Source organism: Acetobacter sp. JWB (genome assembly GCF_003323795.1).
Taxonomy (GTDB): domain Bacteria; phylum Pseudomonadota; class Alphaproteobacteria; order Acetobacterales; family Acetobacteraceae; genus Acetobacter; species Acetobacter oryzifermentans.
In genome coordinates, this window is sequence record NZ_CP030871.1 from 1744132 (window position 1) to 1768591 (window position 24460).

At 51.5% G+C, this 24460-nt stretch carries 22 protein-coding genes and 1 tRNA gene; all 23 read right to left on the reverse strand.

Going from position 1 to position 24460, the window contains the following annotated elements:
- Positions 1-723 (reverse strand): ABC transporter ATP-binding protein, encoded by a 723-nt coding sequence (locus DS739_RS08265; protein ID WP_006116575.1) that lies wholly within the window; start codon positions 721-723, stop codon positions 1-3.
- Positions 716-1963 (reverse strand): lipoprotein-releasing ABC transporter permease subunit, encoded by a 1248-nt coding sequence (locus tag DS739_RS08270; protein ID WP_006116574.1) that lies wholly within the window; start codon positions 1961-1963, stop codon positions 716-718. The genes DS739_RS08265 and DS739_RS08270 overlap by 8 nt, the downstream gene beginning before the upstream one ends.
- A gap of 5 nt (positions 1964-1968) precedes the next feature.
- Entirely contained in the window at positions 1969-3285 is a 1317-nt protein-coding gene (gene proS, locus DS739_RS08275) for a proline--tRNA ligase (RefSeq protein WP_035352661.1), read from the reverse strand.
- A gap of 145 nt (positions 3286-3430) precedes the next feature.
- Positions 3431-5074 (reverse strand): ribonuclease J, encoded by a 1644-nt coding sequence (locus DS739_RS08280; protein ID WP_006116572.1) that lies wholly within the window; start codon positions 5072-5074, stop codon positions 3431-3433.
- 9 nt (positions 5075-5083) lie between these two features.
- The gene (locus DS739_RS08285; RefSeq protein WP_003625287.1) at positions 5084-5893 is read right to left on the reverse strand and encodes a type III pantothenate kinase; all 810 of its coding nucleotides are present in this window, start codon (positions 5891-5893) and stop codon (positions 5084-5086) included.
- A 3-nt stretch (positions 5894-5896) separates the two neighbouring features.
- A complete protein-coding gene (locus DS739_RS08290; protein WP_035352657.1) occupies positions 5897-6640 on the reverse strand; it encodes a biotin--[acetyl-CoA-carboxylase] ligase in 744 nt (247 codons plus the stop codon).
- Positions 6637-8079 carry an NADH-quinone oxidoreductase subunit NuoN gene (gene nuoN / locus DS739_RS08295; protein WP_050793140.1) on the reverse strand — a complete coding sequence of 481 codons (1443 nt, stop codon included), beginning with the start codon at positions 8077-8079 and terminating at the stop codon, positions 6637-6639. Before nuoN ends, DS739_RS08290 begins: the two co-directional genes overlap by 4 nt.
- A gap of 72 nt (positions 8080-8151) precedes the next feature.
- The gene (gene nuoL / locus DS739_RS08300; RefSeq protein ID WP_035352651.1) at positions 8152-10092 is read right to left on the reverse strand and encodes an NADH-quinone oxidoreductase subunit L; all 1941 of its coding nucleotides are present in this window, start codon (positions 10090-10092) and stop codon (positions 8152-8154) included.
- A 6-nt stretch (positions 10093-10098) separates the two neighbouring features.
- Positions 10099-10422, reverse strand: a complete 324-nt coding sequence (nuoK, locus tag DS739_RS08305) for an NADH-quinone oxidoreductase subunit NuoK (protein WP_006116568.1) — start codon at positions 10420-10422, stop codon at positions 10099-10101.
- Positions 10419-11150, reverse strand: coding sequence for an NADH-quinone oxidoreductase subunit J (locus DS739_RS08310; RefSeq protein ID WP_006116567.1), 732 nt, complete (start codon positions 11148-11150; stop codon positions 10419-10421). The genes nuoK and DS739_RS08310 overlap by 4 nt, the downstream gene beginning before the upstream one ends.
- 18 nt (positions 11151-11168) lie before the next feature.
- Entirely contained in the window at positions 11169-11657 is a 489-nt protein-coding gene (nuoI, locus tag DS739_RS08315) for an NADH-quinone oxidoreductase subunit NuoI (protein ID WP_006116566.1), read from the reverse strand.
- Positions 11657-12685: an NADH-quinone oxidoreductase subunit NuoH gene (nuoH, locus tag DS739_RS08320; RefSeq protein WP_006116565.1), complete on the reverse strand. Its 1029-nt coding sequence runs from the start codon at positions 12683-12685 to the stop codon at positions 11657-11659. Before nuoH ends, nuoI begins: the two co-directional genes overlap by 1 nt.
- Before the next feature lie 5 nt (positions 12686-12690).
- Positions 12691-14769: an NADH-quinone oxidoreductase subunit NuoG gene (gene nuoG, locus DS739_RS08325; RefSeq protein WP_035352645.1), complete on the reverse strand. Its 2079-nt coding sequence runs from the start codon at positions 14767-14769 to the stop codon at positions 12691-12693.
- 5 nt (positions 14770-14774) lie between these two features.
- Positions 14775-16103, reverse strand: a complete 1329-nt coding sequence (gene nuoF, locus DS739_RS08330; RefSeq protein WP_006116563.1) for an NADH-quinone oxidoreductase subunit NuoF — start codon at positions 16101-16103, stop codon at positions 14775-14777.
- A gap of 11 nt (positions 16104-16114) precedes the next feature.
- Positions 16115-16756, reverse strand: coding sequence for an NAD(P)H-dependent oxidoreductase subunit E (locus tag DS739_RS08335; protein ID WP_006116562.1), 642 nt, complete (start codon positions 16754-16756; stop codon positions 16115-16117).
- The gene (locus tag DS739_RS08340; protein ID WP_006116561.1) at positions 16753-18033 is read right to left on the reverse strand and encodes an NADH-quinone oxidoreductase subunit D; all 1281 of its coding nucleotides are present in this window, start codon (positions 18031-18033) and stop codon (positions 16753-16755) included. The genes DS739_RS08335 and DS739_RS08340 overlap by 4 nt, the downstream gene beginning before the upstream one ends.
- Complete coding sequence (locus DS739_RS08345; protein WP_006116560.1) at positions 18033-18692, reverse strand: NADH-quinone oxidoreductase subunit C; 660 nt, start codon at positions 18690-18692, stop codon at positions 18033-18035. Before DS739_RS08345 ends, DS739_RS08340 begins: the two co-directional genes overlap by 1 nt.
- The gene (locus tag DS739_RS08350) at positions 18685-19245 is read right to left on the reverse strand and encodes an NADH-quinone oxidoreductase subunit B family protein (RefSeq protein ID WP_006116559.1); all 561 of its coding nucleotides are present in this window, start codon (positions 19243-19245) and stop codon (positions 18685-18687) included. Before DS739_RS08350 ends, DS739_RS08345 begins: the two co-directional genes overlap by 8 nt.
- Positions 19246-19263: 18 nt before the next feature.
- Positions 19264-19629, reverse strand: a complete 366-nt coding sequence (gene ndhC, locus DS739_RS08355; protein WP_019088394.1) for an NADH-quinone oxidoreductase subunit A — start codon at positions 19627-19629, stop codon at positions 19264-19266.
- 231 nt (positions 19630-19860) lie between these two features.
- Positions 19861-19935: transfer RNA gene (locus tag DS739_RS08360), tRNA-Val, on the reverse strand.
- A gap of 87 nt (positions 19936-20022) precedes the next feature.
- Positions 20023-20310: an HU family DNA-binding protein gene (locus tag DS739_RS08365; protein WP_003624117.1), complete on the reverse strand. Its 288-nt coding sequence runs from the start codon at positions 20308-20310 to the stop codon at positions 20023-20025.
- Positions 20311-20454: 144 nt separating this feature from the next.
- On the reverse strand, positions 20455-22977 hold the full coding sequence (gene lon / locus DS739_RS08370; RefSeq protein ID WP_035352642.1) for an endopeptidase La: 2523 nt from the start codon (positions 22975-22977) through the stop codon (positions 20455-20457).
- Positions 22978-23175: 198 nt separating this feature from the next.
- Positions 23176-24441: an ATP-dependent Clp protease ATP-binding subunit ClpX gene (gene clpX, locus DS739_RS08375; protein ID WP_006116556.1), complete on the reverse strand. Its 1266-nt coding sequence runs from the start codon at positions 24439-24441 to the stop codon at positions 23176-23178.
- Positions 24442-24460: the final 19 nt, after the last annotated feature.

The following is a 24460-nucleotide window of genomic DNA, read 5'->3' on the forward strand; positions in this document are numbered from 1 at the left end:
TCAGCCCGCAGAGGCAGGCAATGGATCGCCGTTAAAATCGGCAGGGATCAGCCTGCCTTCCTGCATGGTTACAACCCTATCCATACGTGGGAGCAATTCACGATTATGGGTTGCTACCAAAACCGCTAGGCCCTTCTGGCGCACAACATCAAGCAACTGAGAAAATACGCTGTCTGCCGTATGCACATCCAGATTGCCGGTGGGTTCATCCGCCAACAAAAGTGCGGGGTCATTTGCCAAAGCGCGTGCAATAGCAACGCGCTGCTGTTCCCCCCCAGAAAGTTTGCCCGGTAGATGATTTACACGATGCGCCAAACCAAACATGCTTAAAAGCTCTTCCGCTTTACGGCGTGCCTGTACCTTGCTTACACCAGCAATCATCTGCGGCAGAACCACATTTTCCTTAGCAGTAAACTCACCCAGAAGATGATGGAACTGATAGACAAAACCAATCCGGTCTCGGCGCATAGCCGTGCGTCCGGCATCTGCCATGCCGGTGGTAATCTGGCCCGCAATAACAATTTCGCCAGCATCTGGCGTATCTAACAAACCAGCTAGATGCAACAGGGTGGATTTACCCGTGCCTGATGGCGCAACCAGTCCAACAATTTCACCGGCATGCAAAGAAAAATTGATATCCTGCAAAACTGGCAGAATACCCTCATCCCCACTTTGGTAAGCTTTGCGAACGTGTTGCAGGCTTAAAACTGGCTGATTATTCATGCCGCAAAGCCTCCACCGGGTCTGTTTTGGCTGCGCGCCAAGAAGGATAAAGCGTTGCCAGCAGGGAAAGCCCCAGCGCCATAACAATAACTTCTACCACCTGCCCCCACACCAGCTTTGCTGGCAGGTGCTCGAGATAATAAACTTCCGGGTTGAACAAGTTCGTGCCGGTGAGTTTTTGCAGAAGCTGGCGGATACGTTCAATATTCATGCAGAACACAACGCCAAGTGCGGTGCCTGCCACAGTACCCGTTACCCCCACAAAAGCGCCGCACATTAAAAAAATGCGCATAATGGCACCACGGCTGGCCCCTATGGTACGCAGCACGGCAATATCGGCTGTTTTATCCTTCACCATCATGATGAGGGAGGAAATAACATTAAAGGCCGCCACAAGGATAATAAGTGTGAGGATGAGGAACATCACATTCTGTTCCACCTGCACGGCTCCAAACAGAGCATTGTTGGCGTTTGTCCAATCCAGCACGCGCAAGCCTGGATCTCCCACCGCATTTTCAATAGCAAGGGTAACAGGGCGAACATGCTCTGCATCCTTGGTCATGACCTGAATTTGCGTAGCCTTGTTAGGCATCTGAAAGTAAATTTGCGCCGCGTGCATGGGCAGAAACACAACGCTGGAGTTATAGTCGTTCACCCCGGCATCAAAAATTGCTACCACGCGGTACCTGCGCACTCTCGGCACCGTGCCAAATGCAGTGGCAGCGCCATCTGGTGAAACAAGAGTAAGGCCTGAGCCAATGCCCAGCCCTGCCCGTTCCGCCATTGTAACGCCCACCACGATGGAATCATCCGGGCCAAAATCGTCCAGAGAACCCGCAATAATGGAAGAACTCACGGCTTTGAGATCTCGCAATCCCTGTGGTGTCAGACCATGCACCATGCCGCCAGAATTATAGGCACCGGCACTCAGCAGTACCTGCCCTTCCACCAAAGGTATGGCGCTTACCACACCCGGGACAGACCGAACCTTATGCGTGATATCTTCATACTGGGAGATTGTGCGGCCCTGCCCGTAAATGGTCAAATCCCCATTCAAGCCCAGAATACGCCCCATAAGGTCGGCCTGAAAACCGTTCATTACGGCCATAACAATAATCAGCGTTGCCACACCAAGGGCAATGCCAACCAACGAGAAAATGGCAATAACTGATACAAACCGTTCCCCTCGCCGCGCACGGAGGTAACGGCCTGCCACCGCCCGCTCAAAGGGTCCGAACATGCTGATCAGCCTGCCAGAACCAGAGCCAGCGCGTCATCCACGCTCACTTCATGGCGTTCACCAGTAGCACGGCGCTTGAGTTCTACTTTGCCTTCCTTAGCGCCACGCGGGCCAACAACAATCTGCCACGGATGGCCCATAAGGTCTGCATCTGCAAACTTTACACCAGCACGTTCTGCACGATCATCATACAGAAAGGCTTCTTCATTCGTGCTGTAGATGCGCTCACAAATGGCATCACACAGTTCGTCACCGTTTTTCAGGTTCAGAATAACGGCACGGAAAGGAGCAACTGCATCCGGCCAGATAATGCCGTTATCATCATGGCAGGCTTCAATAATGGCACCAGCAAGGCGGGAAACCCCAATGCCGTAAGACCCCATTTCTGGGTAAAGCTGGTTTCCATCTGGGCCACTCACGCTTACGTCCATAGAGCGCGTGTATTTATCGCCAAAATAGAAGATATGCCCAACTTCTACGCCGCGGCCTTCGCGCTGGCGTTCTGCTGGCACAGCCTGCCATCCGGCCTCATCGTGCATTTCATCCGTTGCCGCGTAAGGCGTTGTCACACGGTTGAAGAAGGCTTCCAGCGCAATGGGGCTGTTGGTATCCACTGGCTCATCCAGCCAATCCTGCTCTTCCAGCGCGGCATCGTAAAACACACCACTTTCCCCCGTGGGGGCCAGAATAAGGAACTCATGGCTCAGTTCCCCACCAATCGGCCCGGTATCGGCCCGCATTGGCACAGCCCGCACCCCCAAACGCTGGAACGTGCGCAAGTAAGCCAGCAACATACGGCGGTAGGTTGCAACGGCTGATTCGTAGTCCAGATCAAAGCTGTAAGCATCTTTCATCAGAAACTCACGGCCACGCATCACCCCAAAACGGGGGCGCATTTCATCACGAAATTTCCACTGGATATGATACAGAACCTGCGGCAGATCCTTATAGGACTTTACAGTCTGGCCAAACAGATCCGTAATCATTTCCTCATTGGTCGGCCCGTAAAGCAGTTCACGCTTGTGGCGATCCTGAATACGCAGCATTTCCGGGCCATAGGCATCATACCGGCCAGAACGTTTCCACAAATCGGCTGATTGTAAGGTTGGCATCAGCACTTCCTGCGCCCCTACCCGATCCTGCTCTTCCCGCACGATCTGGCTGATATTGCGCAACACTTTCAGCCCTGCTGGCAGCCACGCATAAATGCCAGATGCCGTCTGGCGGATAAGCCCAGCCCGCAGCATAAGCCGATGCGAGACAATCTGGGCTTCTGCCGGATTTTCTTTAAGAGTGGGAAGAAAGCTGCGCGAAAGACGCATGGTGCATTCAGCCTTGTAAAAAAAGCGACTTTTCCTGAACGAAAGCCGCTTTGGTGTAACCAATTCATATCTGCTGTAAAACAGTGAGGGGATAAAGAAAAGCCTGATACTCCGGCATTTTCTCTACCCCACCTTCTGCCGGGTATCAGACACGCAGCACGTGTACATCCACCAGCGGACGTTTTTGCAACTTGCGCCCCAACGCGCGCCGCAGGGCCGTTTTAGCGGCCTCACGGAAGGAAACATCATCCCCGCGCAGTTCATCCGGAATAATATCCAGCGCGTTGGCGAACTCTTCACGCACACGCACGCTTTCCAGATCATCTGGATCAAGCAGGCCCGGTGCGCTCACCTTGGGCTCACCAATCACAAAGCCTTCTTCATCCACCGCAAAGCTGCCGATGACCATGCCGTTGAACAGCATCTTGCGGCGGGCAGCCAGCACCCCTCCGTTCATGGGTAGCAGACGGTTACCATCCAGCGCCAAACGGCCTGTAGGAGCTGTATCCACCACTTCCAGCTTACCCGGAGAAAGCCGCAGAATATCACCATCTTCCAGCAGAACAGGAGCAATACCCATTTCCTGCGCCAATGCAGCCTGCGCCGTAAGATGACGCCATTCACCATGAACTGGCACAACATGTTGCGGCTTGAGCAGTTCGTACATTTTTTGCACATCGCCGCCCGTTGCATGGCCAGATACGTGCACAAAATGCTCACGGTCTGTAATCACCCGCACGCCACGGCGTGAAAGGTTATCCTGTACCGCCATAATCGCACGCTCGTTACCCGGAATCATACGGCTGGAATAAATAACCGTATCCCCTTCGCCCAAAGCAATATTGGGGTGGGTATCCATGGCAATACGAGAAAGAGCAGAACGTGGCTCACCTTGGCTACCTGTAATGATCAGCAGAATCTGATCATCTGGCACATCATTCACATCCTGTTCTGTCAGAAACGGCAGAACGCCAGACAGATAGCCGCAATCCCGCGCAGCTGTATCCAGATTGCGCAAGGAACGCCCAACCAAAACAACTGTACGCCCAGCAGCCTGCGCCGCCATGGCAATGGTTTCAACACGCGCCACATTAGAAGCAAAGCACGTAACGGCAATACGCCCTTTAAGGCTTGCCACCAGTTCCGTCATGCTCCGGCGTACTTCGGATTCTGAGCGGGAAGGCCCCGGCTTCATTACATTGGTGCTATCACACACCAGCGCCAGAACACCTTCACGGCCAATTTCTGCCAGCCTGTCCAGATCTGTTGCGGGGCCTACCAGCGGGTCCGGATCAAACTTCCAGTCCCCCGTATGCACCACAATACCGGAGGGCGTACGCAGCACCATGGACTGCGCCTCTGGCACAGAATGCGTTACCGGGACAAATTCAATATCAAACGGCCCCACATCAAACCGCGCACCGGGCTGGATAACATGAATGGGCACATCCATAATGCGGGCTTCCGCCAGCTTGCGGCGCAAAACAGCAGCAGCAAACGGTGTAAGATACACTGGGCACTGCAACATGGGCCACACATGCGCCACAGCGCCAATATGGTCTTCATGCGCATGGGTAATCACCAAGCCAGCCAGCTTATCCTTACGCTCTACAATAAAGCTTGGATCTGGCACCAGAATTTCGGCTTCTGGCGTATCGTTGCCACTAAAACCAATACCGCAATCTATCGCCAGCCACGTGTCTCCCAACCGATAAAGGTTGAGGTTCATGCCAATCTCACCCGTTCCGCCCAAAGGCAGAAAGGCCAGATCGCCGTTCTGTTCTGTCATTTCCGTGTTTTACCCTTCTGCAACATAATCTCGGTCCACTGTCAGTTTTGGCAAGGGGTTTCGCCCCGCCAGCAAACGCAACCCATTTAGGGTGAGCATTGAATCTACATGTTCAAAAACAGACGTACCTTCTGAGAAGAGTGGAGCCAGACCACCGGTTGCCAGCACCTTCATGGGGCCAACCTCCTTTCTGATCCTCTCAACAATCCCCTCAATCAAACCAACATAACCCCAAAACACGCCAGACCGCATGGCGGTAACCGTGTTGCGCCCAATGGCAGAATCCCCTACTGGCCGCCCTATTCCTATGCGGGGCAACCGCGCTGCTGCCTGATGTAACGCTTCAACCGACAAATTGATGCCAGGAGCAATAACACCGCCGCAGTAGCTTCCATCCTTATCCACAACATCAAACGTTGTGGCCGTTCCAAAATCTATAACCGTAAGTGGTCCACCATACATATGGTGTGCAGCCAGACCATTCAACAGCCGATCCACCCCAACCTCATCCGGGTTATCCACCTTTATGGCAAACCCCCAATCCAGCCGGGCAGATGCAAGAAGCGGCTCAACAGCAAACCACTGCCGACATAATGTACGCAAATGATACAACGCAGCGGGCACAACGGTGCCAATAACGGCACCATCAATATCATCCGCTACAATGCCTTGGGTACGCAACAGCGCATTCAGCCAAACTGCATACTCATCCGATGTACGTTGGGCCTGCATGGTAATGCGCCACACACCACGCCATCTTTCACCATCATGCACCGCAAACACGACATTGGTGTTACCTGCATCAATAACAAGCAGCACCTTTTATACCCCTTCTTCCAGCAGGATATCTCCTGTCGTGATCGTTTTCATACCGGCTTCCGTATCCAGTAATAGGCGGCCGTCCTCAGCCAAACCTGCAAATTTTCCCTGTTCATAAGTAGTTCGGCTGCTAACGACAAGAGGCGTCCCTACAGGATGTGCGCGATCAAGCCATGCCTGCCGCAATGCGCCAAAGCCATTTTGCCGCCAAACAGCGCACCAATCCGCCAAGCTAGAAAGGATACACTGGGCAACATCTTTTACCGGCGGCACTGCGCCATACTGGCCAAGGCAAGCTGTAAAACGGCCCGTTTGCTGTTGAGATGGCGCCTGTGTGAGATTTGCCCCAAAACCTATAACAAGGCGCGCGCTTTCCCGCTCTATCAGGATACCGCCTGCTTTCTGGCCATCCAACAACAGATCATTCGGCCATTTTATCATGAGATGCCCTGCCACAGCAGGCACGGCGTGCAGCAAACCATCATAAAACGCCAAAGAGGCGGCAAACGGCCACCCCCCTAGCATATCCTGCCCTGCCTGTTGCGCATCCAGCAAAACGGATAAAGCAAGACTTTGCCCAGCATCTACCCATTGGCGACCGCGGCTGCCTCGGCCTTGGGTTTGCCTATAGGCTAAAACCGCAAGGCCAGAATCTGCCCCTTGCCGCGCCTGTTCCAGACAGAAATCAGAGGTGGAGCCCAGTTCTGCAAAGCATTCAAGCCGCCACGGGCTAGGCTGATCTTTCATCCGCCCAAAGCAAGTGCGGCCTGATGCGCCCATGCCATCAGAGGGCCCATACCCGCAACAAACAAGGCTGTTGCCAAACCCATGCTGCCAGAAACAAACAGCAGGCTGGGGGCAGGACGATCCAGCTCTTCTGCTGGGCTATCAAAATACATCACCTTCACAATCCGTAGATAATAATACGCACCAACTATGCTGGAGAGTGCGCCAATTACAACCAGTACGTAAAGGCCAGACTGCCAAGCCGCAGCAAAAACCAGAAATTTACCAAAAAAACCAGCCAAAGGGGGCGCGCCAACCATGCTGAACATAAACAGTGCCAGAACAGCAGCCATTGCCGGATCTGTGCGCCCAAGGCCTGCCAGATCGGAAATGCTGACAACCTCACGCCCTTTCCGGCGCATTGCCGTAATGCAGGCAAACACACCTGCATTCATAACAAAATAAGCAGCCAGATAAATAAGCGTGGCCTGTATGCCTGCAAGAGATGCAGCCGCTAGCCCCATCATGGCGTATCCCATATGACCAATAGAGGAATATGCCATCAGGCGCTTGATATTACCTTGGGGAATAGCGGCAAAAGCCCCGTACACCATGGACAGCACAGAAACGGTTTCTATCAACATCTGCCAACGCGGAGCGACCGTACCAAAAGGCCCGGCCATAACGCGCAAGAACAATGCAAAAGCCGCAAACTTTGGAGCGCCTGCCATATAGGCTGTTACCGGAGTGGGTGCACCCTGATAGACATCTGGCGTCCACATATGAAACGGCACGGCAGACAGCTTGAAGCACAGCCCCGTAACAATAAAGACAATACCAACAATCAGCCCCATTGGCAGAGCGCCGGAAGCCCGAATGGCCGCCACCAACCCTGTATATTCCATAGTGCCTGCGTAACCATACACAAGCGAAATGCCATAGAGCAGCAAACCAGAAGCCAAAGACCCAAGTACAAAGTATTTCAGCCCCGCCTCTGATGAAAGCACGCTATCCCGTTCCATCGCGCACAAAATGTAAATGGACAGAGATGAGAGCTCCAACCCTACAAACAGTGTCATCAAATTGGCGGAAGATGCCATGATCATCGCGCCCAATGTTGAAAACAGCATCAGCACAGGGGTTTCAAACGGTAGGGTGATTTTATCTCGCGTGCGGTAACTGAATGTCAGCACCACAGCAGTCAGCGCGCCAGCAAGTATCAGCATCTTCATGAAACGGGCAAAGCCATCATTCACAAAGGTACCTGCATACCCTTCCCCGGTGGGTGAAAGCAGCACCAGAAATCCGCATACAGCAAACGCTGCAATGCTCAACATGGCGGAAGAGAAAAACCCCTCCCCTTTCCGCTGCAACACACCGGCTACCAGAATAACAATACCAGACAGCGCAAGCACAATTTCTGGCACGGCTATTGTCCAGTTAAAGCTGGTCATACTCATTGCACGACACCCCATAGCTGGGAGGAGAAAGAAAAGGGAAAAACCGTTTCACGCATCATGTTCGCGTCTCCCTCAGCCACATAGCGCCACGGTGAGCAGCACAACCAAGCCGGCCAGCACCGTAAACGCGTAAATGGCAATAGATCCGGTTTGCAGCTTTACAGCTTGGGCTGCGCTTGTACGAGCAGCCTGCACCACATCATGCGGCACAGCTTCCACCACGCCTTCTTCCCCATCTTTCCAGAGGACACGTGCGATTGCTGCATAAGGGCGCACAAAAATGGCATCGTACAATTCATCAAAATACCATTTGTTCAGCAAAAAGCGGTAAAGTGGCCCACAAGCCCGCGCCATATGAGTTGGTAAAGCAGGATTGAGCACATAACACAGCACAGCTAACGCAATACCAGCCAAACCTGCCAAAGAGGGCAGAATAGCAATAAGGCCCGGTACGCGCTCCAGATTTTCCATAATTGTGTTGTCTGGCGCGTTGAAAATAGCCCCTTCCCAGAAGCTGAACTGATGCGCTCCAATGTAAAAGGGGGCCAACAGAATACCCGCCACAACAGCACCAAAAGCTAACAGCACCAAAGGTACGCTCATAACCGCTGGGCTTTCATGCGCCGCATCCCGCGCATGGGCATCTGCCGCCTGACCATGAAACACCAGAAAAATAAGCCGCCAGCTATAAAACGCTGTAAGAAACGCGGTGATTGTTCCCAAGCTCCACGCATACATGCTGGCAGAGGAACCAGAGGCCCACAGCGCATTTAGAATGGCATCCTTGGACCAATAGCCAGCAAACGGAAACACACCAGCAAGTGCTAGGCTGCCTATCCACATCACAGTGTAGGTGAGTGGCAGCTTTTTCCATAAGCCGCCCATTTTAAACATGTTCTGTTCATCATGCATGGCATGGATAACGGAACCGGCCCCCAGAAATAGAAGCGCTTTAAAAAAGGCATGTGTTGTCAGATGAAAAACCGAAGCCTGATACGCACCCACACCTACAGCGGCAAACATATATCCAAGCTGCGAACAGGTGGAATACGCAATGGTGCGTTTGATATCTGGCTGCACCATACCCACCGTTGCGGCAAAAAAGCAGGTGGTTGCACCAATAAGAATAATGAATGTGCGTGTTGCAGGTGCAAACTCCAACAACGGAGACATACGCGCCATAAGAAACACACCGGCCGTAACCATTGTAGCCGCATGGATAAGAGCAGATACAGGCGTTGGCCCTTCCATCGCATCTGGCAACCATGTGTGCAGGAACAGCTGAGCCGATTTACCCATAGCCCCCACAAACAGCAACAGGCAGATAACCTCCAACATACGGAAGGAAATACCAAACAGCATGTATGGTGTGTTTAAAAGCTGCGGAACCTGCGCAAAAATGGCATCATACTGCACGGTGTGGAACAGCACATAAATCAGCCCAATACCGACAAGGAAAAACAGATCCGCCACGCGGTTAACAACAAACGCCTTGATAGCTGCGGCTGTTGCAGATGGGCGATCATACCAGTACCCAATCAACAGATAACTGGCGAGCCCGACCCCTTCCCATCCGAAAAAAAGCTGGATCAGATCATTGGAAGAAACCAGCATGAGCATGGCAAAGGTAAAGAGGGAAAGATAAGAAAAAAACCTGTATGTGGGCATGCTTTCATGGCTCATGTAGCCAAGGCTGTAACAATGCACCAGCAAGGAAACCGCAAGCACCATCGCCACCATGGTGACAGATAGCGCATCAAACCTGAGCGTCCATGTTGCATCAAACCCACCGGCATGAACCCATTGCGCCAGATGCAGTGTGGAATGGCCAAAACCAGCCAGCCAACCACCCCATAAAGCCCCGATGGCGCAAAGTGTTGCAATGCCCATACATACAAGGGTTACGGCTTTGGCCAGCGTATCGCCTATAAAGCGGCCACCAAGCCCGGCTACAGTAGCCCCCACAAGGGGTGTAAGAACAGCGGCGGAAAAGAGGTTAAGATCGGGCTGCATAGCCAATCATCCCTTCATCATCGTCACGTCTTCGACCTGGATAGACCCACGGTTACGGAAATACACCGTGACAATGGCCAGACCGATGGCAGCTTCTGCTGCGGCAATTGTAAGCACGAACAGAACCATAACCTGCCCGGACAAATCTCCATGTGCGGAGGAAAACGCAACAAGATTGAGATTGGCCGAAAGCAAGATGAGTTCCATGGACATCAGCAGGATGATGACATTCTTACGGTTTAGAAAAATACCAAACACACCCAACACCAACAGTGCCGCGCTAACAAAAAGATAAGGCCCAATACCTATGGGAGCGATTGCGGATGTCATGGCCTGTTCTCCTCTGTTTCCGCCACAGCCTGATTTCCGGAACCATAAGAACCGGGAACCGCTGTTTCGTAATAGGAGCCTTTGGGCCGCAGGAAACCACCGCTTTCAAACACGTTTTCGCCAAGTGGCAGTTGTACAAGCTCCAGCGTTTCTTCAACTGTGCGTGCGTGTTGCTTATCTATATTCTGGCGACGGCCTGTGGCGCGTTCACGCAGCGTAAGAACAATAGCGCCTATCATGGCAACAAGCAGCACAAGCCCACATGCTTGAAATAGAAAAACATAGTGTGTGTAAATCACAGTTCCCAAAGCTTCCGTATTGGTAAGCTGAGGGGCTGGATTAAGGGGAGCCACAATATTAGCTGGCGCCATCTTCCAGTTACTGAAAGCCATAAGCAGTTCAGCAAACAAAACGCCCCCTACGCACACGCCTAAAGGGGCATGTTTTTGAAAACCTTCGCGCAGACTGCTGAAATCTATATCCAGCATCATCACAACAAACAGGAACAGAACAGCCACTGCTCCCACATAAACAATAACCAGCAGCATAGCCAAAAACTCGGCCCCTGCCACCAGGAACAAACCCGCTGCATTAAAAAATGCAAGGATAAGAAAAAGCACGGAATGCACCGGGTTACGTGCGCTAATGACCATTACAGCCGAAAACAGCAGCACCGTTGCAAAAACGTAGAAAACAAGCTGTGCCATCATTGGCCAACCTCCTGCCATGTCATGGCCTGCATCTGCTTAGCGATACGGGGCATCTAATTCCAGACGCCGCGCAAGCAGCGCTTCCCACCTGTCTCCATTCGCTAAAAGCTTGTTTTTGTCGTACATCAGCTCTTCGCGCGTTTCGGTGGCAAATTCGTAGTTCGGGCCTTCAACAATGGCATCTACCGGGCAGGCTTCTTCGCACAGGCCGCAATAGATGCACTTTGTCATGTCAATGTCGTAGCGTGTAGTGCGACGAGATCCATCATCACGCTCTTCCGCCTCAATGGTAATGGCCTCTGCCGGGCATGTCGCTTCACAAAGTTTACAGGCAATGCAGCGTTCTTCCCCATTAGGATAACGGCGTAATGCATGCTCTCCCCTAAATCTGGGTGACAGTGGCCCTTTTTCATAAGGATAGTTTAATGTCACCTTTGGGCGGAACATCATACGGAAAGTGGATGACATGCCCCCCACCAGCTCCTTCAGTAGAAAAGAGCGCAGCGTGTTACCCAAAGCACCCATCAGTTCACACCTCCCATATGGGGCAGCAGACCTGTTGCCATAAGAAAACCTGCCGTTCCAATCATCCACAGAAGAGAAAGTGGCAGGAATACTTTCCAGCCTAGCCGCATAAGTTGATCGTACCGATACCGTGGGAACGTGGCACGCACCCAGATAAAGACGAACAGACAGAAAAGAATTTTAAAAATCAGCCATAAAGGCCCCGGCACCCATGTAAGTGGCGCAATACCCAATGGTGGCAGCCACCCCCCTAAAAACAGAATACTGACCATAGAGGACATAAGGATCATATTTGCGTATTCACCCAGAAAGAACAGACCAAACGCGAGGGATGAATATTCAACAAAAAACCCTGCCACCAACTCGCTTTCCCCTTCGGGAAGATCAAACGGTGCACGGTTTGTTTCTGCCAATGCCGATATAAAAAACACAATAAACATTGGAAACATTGGCAAGCAGAACCAGACATGCCGTTGCGCCAGAACAATATCGTTCAGGTTTAGGCTACCCACTGCCAGCAATACGGAAACAATTACCAAGCCAATTGAAACTTCGTATGAAACCATTTGCGCGGCAGAACGTAATCCACCAAGAAAAGCGTATTTGGAATTAGACGCCCAGCCAGCAATAAGAATGCCGTAAACACCCAATGAGGAAATAGCCAGAAGGTAGAGAATACCCACATTGATATTGGCAACCGCTAAACCATTACCTGTGGGAATAACAGCCCATGCCACCATGGCCAAAGAAAAGGTAAGAAACGGTGCGAACAGGAACAAAGCGCGGTTTGCACCTGCAGGAATAATCGTTTCCTTTACAATCATCTTGATGGCATCAGCAAAAGCCTGAAGCAGGCCAAACGGACCATTTACATTCGGCCCGCGGCGGCGCTGCATGGCGGCCATTACCTTGCGTTCCATGAGCGTAAGATACGCAACAGCAATCAATAGCGGCACCAGAACAGCCAGTGTTTCCAGCAACATCAGAATAATCTGGCCAGCAAGGGTGTGATAAAAAAACTGTCCCATTGGCCTTACTCCGCTGCTATCGCGCGAGGCACGCTATAAACTTTTGAACATTCTGCCATAGTCGGGCTGGCACGGCTGATGGCGTTGGTCTGATAATAATCTGGGATCACAGACCTGAAAGGCGCGGACATAAAGCTTCTGTCCTCATCCTTATCCTGTTGTGCGGCTGTTGGCTGAGGTGCAGGCAGTTTTGTGATATGCCCAACATGTGCAAACACAGGGTTTACGTCTGCCATGCGTGCACGCAGTTCTTCCACCGTATTATATGGCAAAGTATGCCCGCACACTTCTGAAAAAGCTCTGATAATACGCCAATCTTCTCGCGCATCTCCCGGAGCGAACACAGCCCGAAAAGCACGTTGCACACGCCCGGCAGTATTAACGTATGTGCCAGATTTTTCCGTATAAGCTGCCCCAGGTAGAATAATATCCGCCCGTTTAGCAGCTGCATCACCATGATGCCCTTGATACACAACAAACGTTTCCGGTGAGATACGATCTATAGGAAGCTCGTCCGCCCCCATCAGCCACAGAACTTCTACTCCACCCCGCAACATGCTGGCGGTGGCACATCCATGAGGGCCGGGCACAAACCCGATATCCAATGCTCCCACGCGGGATGCTACGGTGTGCAGAACGTTAAAACCATTCCATCCATCTGCAATAACACCAGTTTTTTCTGCCAATTGTTTACAAGCAGCATAAATAGCCGGTGCATCCTGACGGGTTAAAGCACCGTGCCCAAGAATGATCATGGGGCGGGATGCTTTTTGCAAAACTTCTGCAAAAGCCTGCTCTCCTGCCACCAGCTTATCCAGAACATCTGGGCCATCAGCCAGAATATCAACCTGATATGTAGGATCAGAAACAAACTGACCTATACTGGCGATAGGAAAGCCACCTCGCCCTGCATCCAAATACCGCTTACGAATACGAGCATTTAAAACAGGAGCTTCTCGTCGTGGCTCCACTCCCACCAGCAGCAGGGCATCTGCCTCATCTATTCCGGCAATATCGCTGTTAAACAGGTAATTTGCGCGCGCGCTCAAATCATACCATGCACCATCCTGCCGACAGTCCAAGTTTGATGAACCAATATTATTCAAAAAATCCTTAATAGCACACAGGCTTTCCACATCACACAGGTCACCCGCAATGGCACCGATTTTTTCACCCGGCACGCCCTCCAGCCTGCGAGCTAGAGAAACAAATGCCTCCTGCCATGTGGCGGGATGTAACTTGCCATGCACACGCACCCAAGGCTGATCCAGCCGACGACGCTTGAGACCATCAATTGAAAAACGCCCTTTATCAGAAAGCCATTCTTCGTTTACTTCATCATTTACGCGCGGCACAATGCGCATGACTTCACCGCCTCGGGCCTGAATTTGGATATTCGTGCCCAGTGCATCCATAACATCAATGCTGTCTGTTTTTTTGTATTCCCACGAACGCGCATGAAAAGCCGATGGCTTGGCTGTAAGAGCCCCTACCGGGCAAACATCTATTAAATTCCCAGAAAGTTCAGATGTCAGCGCTTTTTGCACATATGTGGTGATTTCAGCGTTTTCACCGCGTGAGACCATACCCAGTTCAGGCGTGCCTGCTACTTCTGTACTAAAGCGGACACAACGCGTGCACTGGATGCAGCGCGTCATAACCGTTTTAACCAATGGCCCAAGGTCTTTATCTGTTACGGCCCGCTTATCTTCCTGATAGCGCGAAATACCAGATCCGTACCCATAAGCCTGATCTTGTAGATCACATTCTCCGCCCTGATCGCAAATAGGGCAATCCAGCGGATGGTTAATTAGCAGAAATTCCATAACAGCGCGGCGTGCGCGGCGCACAACCTCTGTATCTGTAAAAATCTGCATTCCTTCAGAAATAGGAAAACCACAAGATGCAACAGGTTTAGGCGCACGCGCCACTTCTACCAGACACATCCGGCAGTTACCGGCAACAGAGAGCCGTTCATGATAACAAAAACGCGGTATTTCTTTTCCGGCTGCCTCGCAGGCCTGCAAAGCACTAAAACCTGCGGGCACATCTACCGGTGTACCGTCAACAATGACCTTCACCATTATCCTTACTCCGCCGCCACTGGCACACCGCCCGCAGGCACCTGCACCAAGCCCGTGCCGCCATGCGCAACCTTGTACTGCCGGATACGTGCTTCCATTTCTGGCCGGAAATGCCGGATTAACCCTTGAATAGGCCATGCGGCTGCATCACCCAGCGCACAAATAGTGTGGCCTTCCACCTGCTTGGTCACTTGCTCTAGCAAATCAATTTCTTCTATTTCGGCTTTGCCCTGCACCATGCGGTTCATCATACGCATCATCCATCCAGTGCCTTCTCGGCAAGGTGTGCATTGGCCGCAGCTTTCATGCTTAAAGAACTTTGAAAAACGCGCGATGGCTTCAATAATATCTGTGGATTTATCCATCACGATCATACATGCCGTGCCCAAACCAGAACGTTCTGCACGCAAACTATCGTAATCCATCAACACAGTTTCACAAATGGATTTAGGCAACACAGGAACAGAACAACCACCGGGAATAACAGCCAGCAGGTTATCCCACCCACCGCGCACGCCACCACCATGCTTTTCAATAATCTCTTTAAGTGAAACACCCAGCTCTTCTTCAAACACACAGGGCGTATTCACATGGCCAGAAATAGCCATAAGTTTTGTGCCTGCATTATTGGGTCGCCCCAAACCAGAAAACCAAGCTGCCCCACGGCGCATAATGGTAGATGTAACGGCTATGCTTTCCACATTATTGACTGTTGTCGGGCAACCATATAACCCCGCCCCTGCTGGAAATGGAGGCTTCATGCGGGGCTGACCCTTTTTACCTTCAAGGCTTTCCAGCAGAGCTGTTTCTTCTCCGCAGATATATGCGCCAGCACCACGGTGAATACGGAAATCAAAATCCCACCCGGTACCCGCAGCATTTTTTCCGAGAAGACCTGCCTCATAAGCTTCATCTATCGCTGCCTGAAGGCGCTCAGCTTCTCTGCAAAACTCACCACGGATATAAATGTAGGAAGCATGAGCACCCATAGCGAAAGAGGCTATCATTGCGCTCTCTATCAACTTGTGTGGCTCATGCCGCATAACTTCCCGATCTTTACACGTGCCGGGTTCTGATTCATCCCCATTGATGACGAGATAATGCGGCCGACCATCAGATTTTTTGGGCATGAATGACCACTTCAACCCGGTGGGAAATCCAGCCCCTCCACGGCCACGCAAGCCAGATGCCTTCATTTCCGCAATGACTGCATCCCGTCCTTTTGCGATAATGGCTGCGGTATTATCCCAATCACCTCGTTTCCGGGCTGCTGGCAAACGCCAATCATCCTGACCATAAAGATTAGTGAAGATACGGTCTTTATCCTGAAGCATGGCCGTTTCTCCTATTTCTGATCCGAGGATGATGCAGACGTTTCCAGAAGGGTTTTTCTGCCGCCTTCCGGTGCTGAGCACATACGGTTGATAGCTGGACCGGCTTCTGGGTGACGGCCTGCACGCAAATCTGCAATTAATGCTTCTGTACGTGGGCCATCCATATCCTCGTAGTAATCATCATCAACTTGCAGAATAGGTGCATTGGCACAGGCACCCAGGCATTCCACTTCGGTTAAGGTAAACAAACCATCATCGCTGGTTTCACCAAAATGATGGATCCCTGTTGCCTTACGGCAAGCCTCTGTTACTGCATCCGAGCCACGCAGCCAGCACGGTGTGGTTGTACAAACCTGAAGATGGTAACGGCCAATCGGCTTTGTGTTGAACATGGTGTAAAAAGACGCCACCTCATACACGCGTATTGGTGCCATTTCTAACCTGTGGGCAATATCATCCATTGCCACAAGCGGTATCCATGCACTACCGGTTACGCGGCCCATCTGGCGCTGCGCAATATACAAAAGAGGCATAACCGCACTGGCTTTGCGTTCTTCTGGATATTTTTTAAGAACATTTACAATTTCTGCTTCAGATTCATCATCAAAAACAAAGCTGTCCGGCTGTTTTGCCGGGGCCCAGGTGGTGTTCATCGGTCAACCTCCCCGAACACAAGATCAAGCGATCCGATAATGGCCACCATGTCCGCCAACATACCGCGACGGGACAATTCATCGATGGCCTGAAGGTGAGCAAATCCTGTTGGACGAATTTTGCAGCGATACGGCCGGTTACTTCCATCGGCAACCAAATACACCCCAAATTCTCCTTTAGGACTTTCTACCGCTGTATAGGTTGCGCCGGGGGGAACGTGATACCCTTCGCTAAACAACTTGAAGTGATGAATAAGCGCTTCCATAGAACGCTTCATTTCTGCACGAGGCGGCGGGCTGAACTTGGGGTCCTGCACCTTTACGTCCCCAGGACGCATCTGGCTCAGACATTGCTCAATAATCTTGACGCTTTCTCGCATTTCCGCAACACGCACCAGATAGCGATCATAACAATCACCCTGCCGCGCAACCGGCACATTGAATTCAACCTTGTGGTAATTATCATAGGGCTGATTACGGCGCAGATCCCACGGCACACCAGAAGCACGTAAACATGGGCCACTAAAACCCCAAGCCAACGCCTGCTCTGTTGTAAAAACACCAATACCCACTGTGCGTTGTTTCCAAATACGGTTTTCAGTGAGCAGCCCCTCGAGTTCATCAATCCATTTTGGGAACTCTTTGGCCCATGCGCCTATTTTATCTTCCAACCCTGCAGGCACATCACGCGCGACACCCCCCGGACGGAAATAATTGGCATGAAACCGTGCCCCAGATGCAGCCTCGTAAAACTCCAGAAGTTTTTCGCGCTCTTCATATCCCCACAAAGCCGGGGTAACAGCCCCGCAATCCAAACCCATAGCTGTAAGATTGAGAATATGATTTAGAACGCGCGTTATTTCCGCAAACATAACGCGCAGCCACTTGGCGCGTTCTGGAATATCAATACCCAGAAGTTTTTCCGTAGCCAGAGCAAAAGCCTGCTCCTCACACATCGGAGAAACGTAATCCAGCCGATCAAAATACGGCAAAGCTTTCTGATAGGTTTTGTATTCTATGAGTTTTTCTGTGCCACGATGCAAAAGGCCGATATGGGGCACAGCACGTGCCACTACCTCGCCTTCCATTTCCAGCACCAAGCGCAACACACCATGCGCAGAGGGATGCTGAGGCCCGAAGTTGAGTGCGTGAGAATCAATTTCCACAATTTTGCGTGGTTCTTCTTCCGCCACTTTTTCGGGCACAAGGCTTTCTGGAACATCTTGATGCAGCACAGTATCTGCTGCTTCAACAAAGCTATTTTTCAATTCAGTCATCAGCCGGACCTCTTCATGCCCTGTCTGACTTCATGCGCTTTTTCGTCTCCCGGCAAAGTCAGCATGCCTTCCCATGGGGAAACGAAATCAAAATCACGAAAATCCTGTGTTAAAGAAACAGGTTCTTTCACAACTTGCCTGCGTTCCACATCGTAACGGACCTGTTCATAACCCGTTAATGGGAAGTCCTTACGCAGTGGATGTCCTTCAAACCCATTATCTGTAAGGATACGCCGCATATCGGGCTGATTGGAAAAGACCACTCCAAACAGATCGTAGCATTCACGCTCCCACCATGTGGCACAGGGCCACAAATGGTGCACAGAAGGTACGGGCATAATTTCATCTGTTTGCACAATCACCCGGATACGGTGGTTATGTGTGACAGATAGCAAATTATAAACAACATCAAACCGCTGCGGCCGTTCAGGAAAATCTACCCCGCACAAATCCATCAACTGTTCAAAGCGATAGGATGGATGATCCCTTAGCAATTCGAGAAAATGCAATAAGTGATCGCGTTCTATACGAACAACCAACTCACCTTTTTCTACTGCCGCATAGGATACGGAAGGCAAGGTTGCCATGAAGGTAAAGGCCATGGCAGACAGCCGCCCCTCAAGGCGACCTTGCCGAGGATTTACAGGAAGTTCAGCCACGAAGAATGGTCCCCGTCCGACGTATTTTTTTCTGAAGCAGCATAATGCCGTAAATCAAGGCCTCTGCCGTTGGTGGGCAGCCCGGCACATACACATCTACAGGCACGATGCGGTCACACCCCCGCACAACAGAATACGAATAGTGATAATAGCCGCCTCCATTAGCGCAGGAGCCCATGGAGATAACCCAGCGTGGCTCGGCCATCTGCTCGTACAATCGGCGCAGCACAGGGGCCATTTTGTTGGTAAGCGTGCCAGCCACAATCATAACATCAGACTGACGCGGAGACCCACGCGGGATGATGCCCATGCGGTCCAGATCATACCGCGGCATGTAAGCGTGGATCATTTCCACCGCGCAGCAAGCAAGCCCAAAGGACATAGGCCACAAACTGCCTGTTCGCCCCCAGTTTACCAACTTATCCAAATTGGCAACAACAAAACCTTTTTCGGCCAGAACCCCTGTAATGCCCCGCACAACAGCATCTTGCTCTGGGCCGGGTGGAAGCGCTTCGCGGTTCCATAGCACCGCATCCTGCTGGTTGGCTGTCATGGCTGTATCTCCCTCACCTCAATCCCAATCCAGCGCGCCTTTGCGCCATTCGTACAAAAAGCCAATGCCCAACACGGCCAGAAATCCAAGCATGGAAAGAAAGCCAAACAGCCCAATGCGCCCCAGCGTGATGGCCCAGGGGAACAGGAATGCAACTTCCAGATCGAAAATGATGAACAGGATGGCAACCAGATAAAAACGCACATCAAAACGGCGGCGCGCATCATCAAATGCTTCAAAACCGCATTCATAAGCTGTCAGTTTTTCGGAATACGGTTTCTGGTGGCCGCTCAGCAGCGCCATACCCAGCATGGCGGCGGCAATAATAACCGACATGCCTCCAAACACGAGAACTGGCGCGTAATCACCAAGAACAGACTGCATGGTGTGGTTCCTGCACATGTTTAAGCCGCAGTGGCTTGTGTTTCATGCAGCAACCCTAGCCCCAACATCCTACATACGGATATGCACGAACGCGTTGGGTATGGGGCACTTTCTTGTGAAGGCCGAATTTTAAGGAGAAATTGAGGAGCCAGAGAATGCTCTGACAAACACCACACACAGGCAGCAATGGAACTAAGTCCATTGTGCATGTGGGTTACCATTTGGGGAAAATGGTGGGCAATGACGGGATCGAACCGCCGACCATCTCGGTGTAAACGAGACGCTCTACCGCTGAGCTAATTGCCCGCGCCCTATGTGCCATAAACAGAAAAGGCCGACAACCCCTTTTTTTGAGATTGTCGGCCTTTTTCAGAAAAAAATTTTCTGACGGAATTAACCGCTGACGGCATCCTTTAGCGCCTTGCCCGGCTTGAAGCGGACAGAGGTGGAAGCAGGGATATCGATTTCTTCACCCGTACGTGGGTTACGGCCTTTAGCAGCCTTGCGGGTTGCGGTCACAAATGTGCCAAAACCAACCAAACGCACTTCCTGCTTTGTGGACAGGGCCTTTTCGATCGCACCGAATACGGCATCGACCACTTCACCGGCTTTTGCCTTGGGCAGGTCAACAGCTTCAGCCACGGCTGAAACGAGTTCCTGCTTGTTGAGCGGCTTCTCCATCCTTACGCCTTTCTATTTCTTATATCTGTTCGGAACGGCGGGCGGCCTTTTCGTCCGCCTGTCCGCTACCTGAACGCACTATGAAGCCGTTTTTCGCCACGTCAACCAAGCAAACGCAACTTCGTACGCTCTTAGCCCTTCTATTCAGTGTGGCAACACCGGAAGAGCGGATTCTCCACCTGCTGCTGGCAGTGGATCTGGCACATCTTCCCACTCAATTGGCTGAGGCTGACGCACCAGCGCACGCGCCAGAACTTCATCCACATGAGAGACAGGAACGATTTCCAGTTTCTTCTTCACGTTTTCAGGGATTTCCGTAAGGTCCTTCTCATTTTCCTTGGGAATGAACACTGTACGAATACCCGCACGCAAAGCCGCAAGCAGCTTTTCTTTCAAGCCGCCAATAGCCAGCACACGCCCACGCAATGTGATTTCACCCGTCATGGCCACATCCCGACGAATGGGAATACCTGTCAGCACACTCACTAAGGATGTGACCATAGCCACACCGGCTGAAGGACCATCTTTGGGAGTCGCACCTTCTGGCACATGCACATGGAAGCTGCGCTTATCAAACAAGGTGGGCACAATGCCAAAGCTGGTTGCCCGACTCCGCACAAAAGAGAACGCTGCAGAAATGCTCTCCTTCATAACGTCGCCCAGCTTACCGGTTTCAACAATACCGCCCTTACCTGGCACCATAACGCTTTCAATGGTCAGGATTTCCCCGCCCACTTCGGTCCAAGCCAGGCCGGTTACAACGCCAACCATGTCTTCTGCTTCGGTTTCCCCATAGCTGAAACGACGCACACCTGCGTATTTGTCCAGATTCTTAGGAGTAACAGAAACTTTCTTGGCCTTACCGGTGACAATTTCCTTCACGGCCTTACGGGCAAGCCCCGCAAGTTCACGTTCCAGATTACGCACGCCAGCCTCACGCGTGTAATAGCGAATCAGATCCCGCACGGCGTCATCTGTAATCGACCATTCATCCGGTTTGAGATTATGCGCCTGTGTCTGCTTGGAAATAAGGTGGCGCTTGGCAATTTCCACCTTCTCGTCTTCTGTGTAACCGGACAGACGAATGATTTCCATACGATCCAGCAGAGGCTGCGGCATATTCAGGCTATTCGCCGTTGTAACGAACATGACATCAGACAGATCATAATCCACTTCCAGATAATGATCTGCAAATGTGCTGTTCTGCTCTGGATCCAACACTTCCAGCAGTGCAGATGCTGGATCTCCACGCCAATCAGAACCCAGTTTGTCAATTTCATCCAGCAGGAACAGTGGATTCGAGACTTTCGCCTTCTTCATCCCCTGAATGATCTTGCCAGGCATGGAGCCAATATACGTACGCCGATGGCCACGAATTTCAGCTTCATCCCGCACGCCACCCAATGACATACGTACGTAATGCCGCCCCGTTGCCTTGGCGATAGAACGTGCCAAAGACGTTTTACCAACACCGGGAGGCCCTACCAGGCACAGAATCGGGCCTTTAAGCTTCTGAGACCGGCTTTGAACAGCCAGATATTCCAGAATCCGTTCTTTAACTTTTTCTAGTCCGTAATGATCTGCATCCAGAATTTTTTCTGCTTCTGTCAGATCATGCTTTACCTTGGTCCGCTTTTTCCACGGAATGCTCAGCAGCCAATCCAGATAATTCCGCACAACTGTAGATTCGGCAGACATCATGCTCATGCCGCGCAGCTTTTTAAGCTCCGCTACAGCTTTTTCGTGTGCTTCCTTAGAGAGCTTGGTTTTGGCAATGCGTTCTTCCAGTTCGGATGTTTCATCCTTACCGTCTTCGCCTTCACCCAGCTCCTTCTGAATCGCCTTAAGCTGTTCGTTCAGATAATACTCGCGCTGCGTTTTTTCCATCTGACGCTTAACGCGGTTGCGAATCTTCTTTTCAACCTGAAGAACATCAATTTCCGCCTCAATATGCGCGAAAACCTTTTCCAGTTGCGCCATCACTGTTGGCGCTTCCAGAATTTCCTGTTTTTCCGCAATCTTGAGGTTTAGGTGGCTGGTTACGGTATCTGCCAGCTTGGCCAGATCACTGATCTGGTTCAGAGAGACCAGCACCTCGGACGCAATCTTTTTGTTGAGCTTCATATACTGCTCAAACTGAGACACGATAGAACGGCCAAGTGCTTCGGCTTCTGGTCCTTCAGCCGCCTGCTCTGGCATGTCCTCAATATCGGCCTCAAAGTGCCCTTCCACCTCGTGCAAGGTCTTTACGCGTACGCGCTTCACACCTTCCACAAGCACCTTCACGGTGCCATCCGGCAGTTTTAGTAGCTGCAGAATAGTTGAAAGTGTACCCACCCGATAAATATCATCGGCGGAAGGATCATCCTGCGCAGCATCCTTCTGAGCGACCAGCAGAATATGGCGGTCATCTTTAGTGACCGTTTCCAACGCTTTTACAGATTTCTCACGCCCAACAAACAAGGGCACGATCATGTGCGGGAACACCACAATATCGCGCAGTGGCAACACAGCCACGTGCACAGGAGCCTTAACTTCCTGCACTTCTGGCTCTGCCGTAGCTTCTACTGCTGTTGTGGTTTGATGTGTGGCTTCTGCTGCCACTTCCGGCTTGGTTTTTGTTGCAGTCCGGCGCCTGCGTTTCACTGGTTTTTCGTTATCAGCCATGATGATGACCTCCTGACAAGGACGATCCGGACACGGCACCCGCCTTGCGGCATACCCTATTCCGTACAAGAGCCAACGCGGTGAAAGCTCTTTTGTCTATCCTTATGTCGTTATTCACAGCGTTTTACACAATGGGACAGTGACAAAAACAGCGCTGGAGCATGTGCCGCCAGCGCTGTTTTGTGAATATTCCCCAACTTAAGCAGATTGTTCTGCCGGGATTTCTTTCTTTTTCCCGTAAACATAGACCGGACTGGCCTTGCCTTCCGCGACATCCCGGTTAACTACCACTTCCTCTACATTTTCGAGGCCCGGCAGATCGAACATGGTCGACATTAGGATACTTTCCAGAATGGAGCGTAGCCCACGAGCCCCAGTCTTTCGCACAATAGCGCGATCTGCGATGGCTTTAAGTGCATCATCCGTAAAGTCCAGTTGCACATCTTCCATCTGGAACAAACGCTGATACTGCTTGACCAACGCATTCTTGGGTTCTGTCAGAATCTTGATAAGCGCAGCTTCATCCAGATCACCCAGCGTTGCGATAACTGGCAGACGCCCGATGAATTCCGGAATCAAACCAAACTTCATCAAGTCTTCCGGTTCCACGTCGTGCAGGATTTCCCCTGTCTTACGCTCATCCGGAGCACGCACATCGGCGCCAAACCCAATGTTGGTTCCTTTACCGCGGGCAGAAATAATCTTGTCCAGCCCAGCAAAAGCACCACCACAGATAAACAGCATGTTGGTGGTATCTACTTGCAGGAACTCCTGCTGCGGATGCTTGCGCCCTCCCTGCGGCGGAACAGAAGCGACTGTGCCTTCCATAAGCTTCAGCAGCGCCTGCTGCACACCTTCACCACTTACATCACGGGTAATGGAAGGATTATCTGACTTTTTGGAAATCTTGTCGATTTCATCAATATACACAATGCCACGCTGTGCACGTTCAACATTGTAGTCAGATGCCTGCAACAGCTTGAGAATAATGTTTTCAACATCTTCCCCCACATACCCTGCTTCTGTCAGGGTTGTGGCGTCTGCCATTGTAAAAGGCACATCCAGAATACGCGCCAGTGTCTGAGCAAGCAGGGTTTTACCAGAGCCTGTTGGGCCAATAAGCAGGATGTTGGATTTTGCAATCTCAACATCCCCGGCTTTGGCAACCTGCGTCAGGCGCTTGTAATGGTTATGCACAGCCACAGACAAAACCTTTTTGGCTTGAGCCTGCCCGATAACATAATCATCCAGAACCTTGCAGATTTCCCGCGGTGTCGGGACACCCTCGCGCGATTTAACAAGGGATGTCTTGTTCTCTTCACGGATGATATCCATGCAGAGTTCAACACATTCATCACAAATGAACACCGTGGGGCCGGCAATCAGCTTGCGAACCTCATGTTGTGACTTTCCACAGAACGAGCAGTAAAGCGTATTCTTGGAATCACCGGACTTCGTATTCATCAGCCCACTCCCTCGATCA

Bases quoted from the DNA above. Each gene is read 5' to 3' on its own strand.
- DS739_RS08265 (WP_006116575.1), bottom strand. From the start codon at position 723: ATGAATAATCAGCCAGTTTTAAGCCTGCAACACGTTCGCAAAGCTTAC.
- DS739_RS08270 (WP_006116574.1), bottom strand. From the start codon at position 1,963: ATGTTCGGACCCTTTGAGCGGGCGGTGGCAGGCCGTTACCTCCGTGCG.
- proS (WP_035352661.1), bottom strand. From the start codon at position 3,285: ATGCGTCTTTCGCGCAGCTTTCTTCCCACTCTTAAAGAAAATCCGGCA.
- DS739_RS08280 (WP_006116572.1), bottom strand. From the start codon at position 5,074: ATGACAGAACAGAACGGCGATCTGGCCTTTCTGCCTTTGGGCGGAACG.
- DS739_RS08290 (WP_035352657.1), bottom strand. From the start codon at position 6,640: ATGAAAGATCAGCCTAGCCCGTGGCGGCTTGAATGCTTTGCAGAACTG.
- nuoN (WP_050793140.1), bottom strand. From the start codon at position 8,079: ATGAGTATGACCAGCTTTAACTGGACAATAGCCGTGCCAGAAATTGTG.
- nuoL (WP_035352651.1), bottom strand. From the start codon at position 10,092: ATGCAGCCCGATCTTAACCTCTTTTCCGCCGCTGTTCTTACACCCCTT.
- nuoK (WP_006116568.1), bottom strand. From the start codon at position 10,422: ATGACATCCGCAATCGCTCCCATAGGTATTGGGCCTTATCTTTTTGTT.
- DS739_RS08310 (WP_006116567.1), bottom strand. From the start codon at position 11,150: ATGGCAGGAGGTTGGCCAATGATGGCACAGCTTGTTTTCTACGTTTTT.
- nuoI (WP_006116566.1), bottom strand. From the start codon at position 11,657: ATGGGTGCTTTGGGTAACACGCTGCGCTCTTTTCTACTGAAGGAGCTG.
- nuoH (WP_006116565.1), bottom strand. From the start codon at position 12,685: ATGGGACAGTTTTTTTATCACACCCTTGCTGGCCAGATTATTCTGATG.
- nuoG (WP_035352645.1), bottom strand. From the start codon at position 14,769: ATGGTGAAGGTCATTGTTGACGGTACACCGGTAGATGTGCCCGCAGGT.
- nuoF (WP_006116563.1), bottom strand. From the start codon at position 16,103: ATGCTTCAGGATAAAGACCGTATCTTCACTAATCTTTATGGTCAGGAT.
- DS739_RS08335 (WP_006116562.1), bottom strand. From the start codon at position 16,756: ATGAACACCACCTGGGCCCCGGCAAAACAGCCGGACAGCTTTGTTTTT.
- DS739_RS08340 (WP_006116561.1), bottom strand. From the start codon at position 18,033: ATGACTGAATTGAAAAATAGCTTTGTTGAAGCAGCAGATACTGTGCTG.
- DS739_RS08350 (WP_006116559.1), bottom strand. From the start codon at position 19,245: ATGACAGCCAACCAGCAGGATGCGGTGCTATGGAACCGCGAAGCGCTT.
- ndhC (WP_019088394.1), bottom strand. From the start codon at position 19,629: ATGCAGTCTGTTCTTGGTGATTACGCGCCAGTTCTCGTGTTTGGAGGC.
- DS739_RS08365 (WP_003624117.1), bottom strand. From the start codon at position 20,310: ATGGAGAAGCCGCTCAACAAGCAGGAACTCGTTTCAGCCGTGGCTGAA.
- lon (WP_035352642.1), bottom strand. From the start codon at position 22,977: ATGGCTGATAACGAAAAACCAGTGAAACGCAGGCGCCGGACTGCAACA.
- clpX (WP_006116556.1), bottom strand. From the start codon at position 24,441: ATGAATACGAAGTCCGGTGATTCCAAGAATACGCTTTACTGCTCGTTC.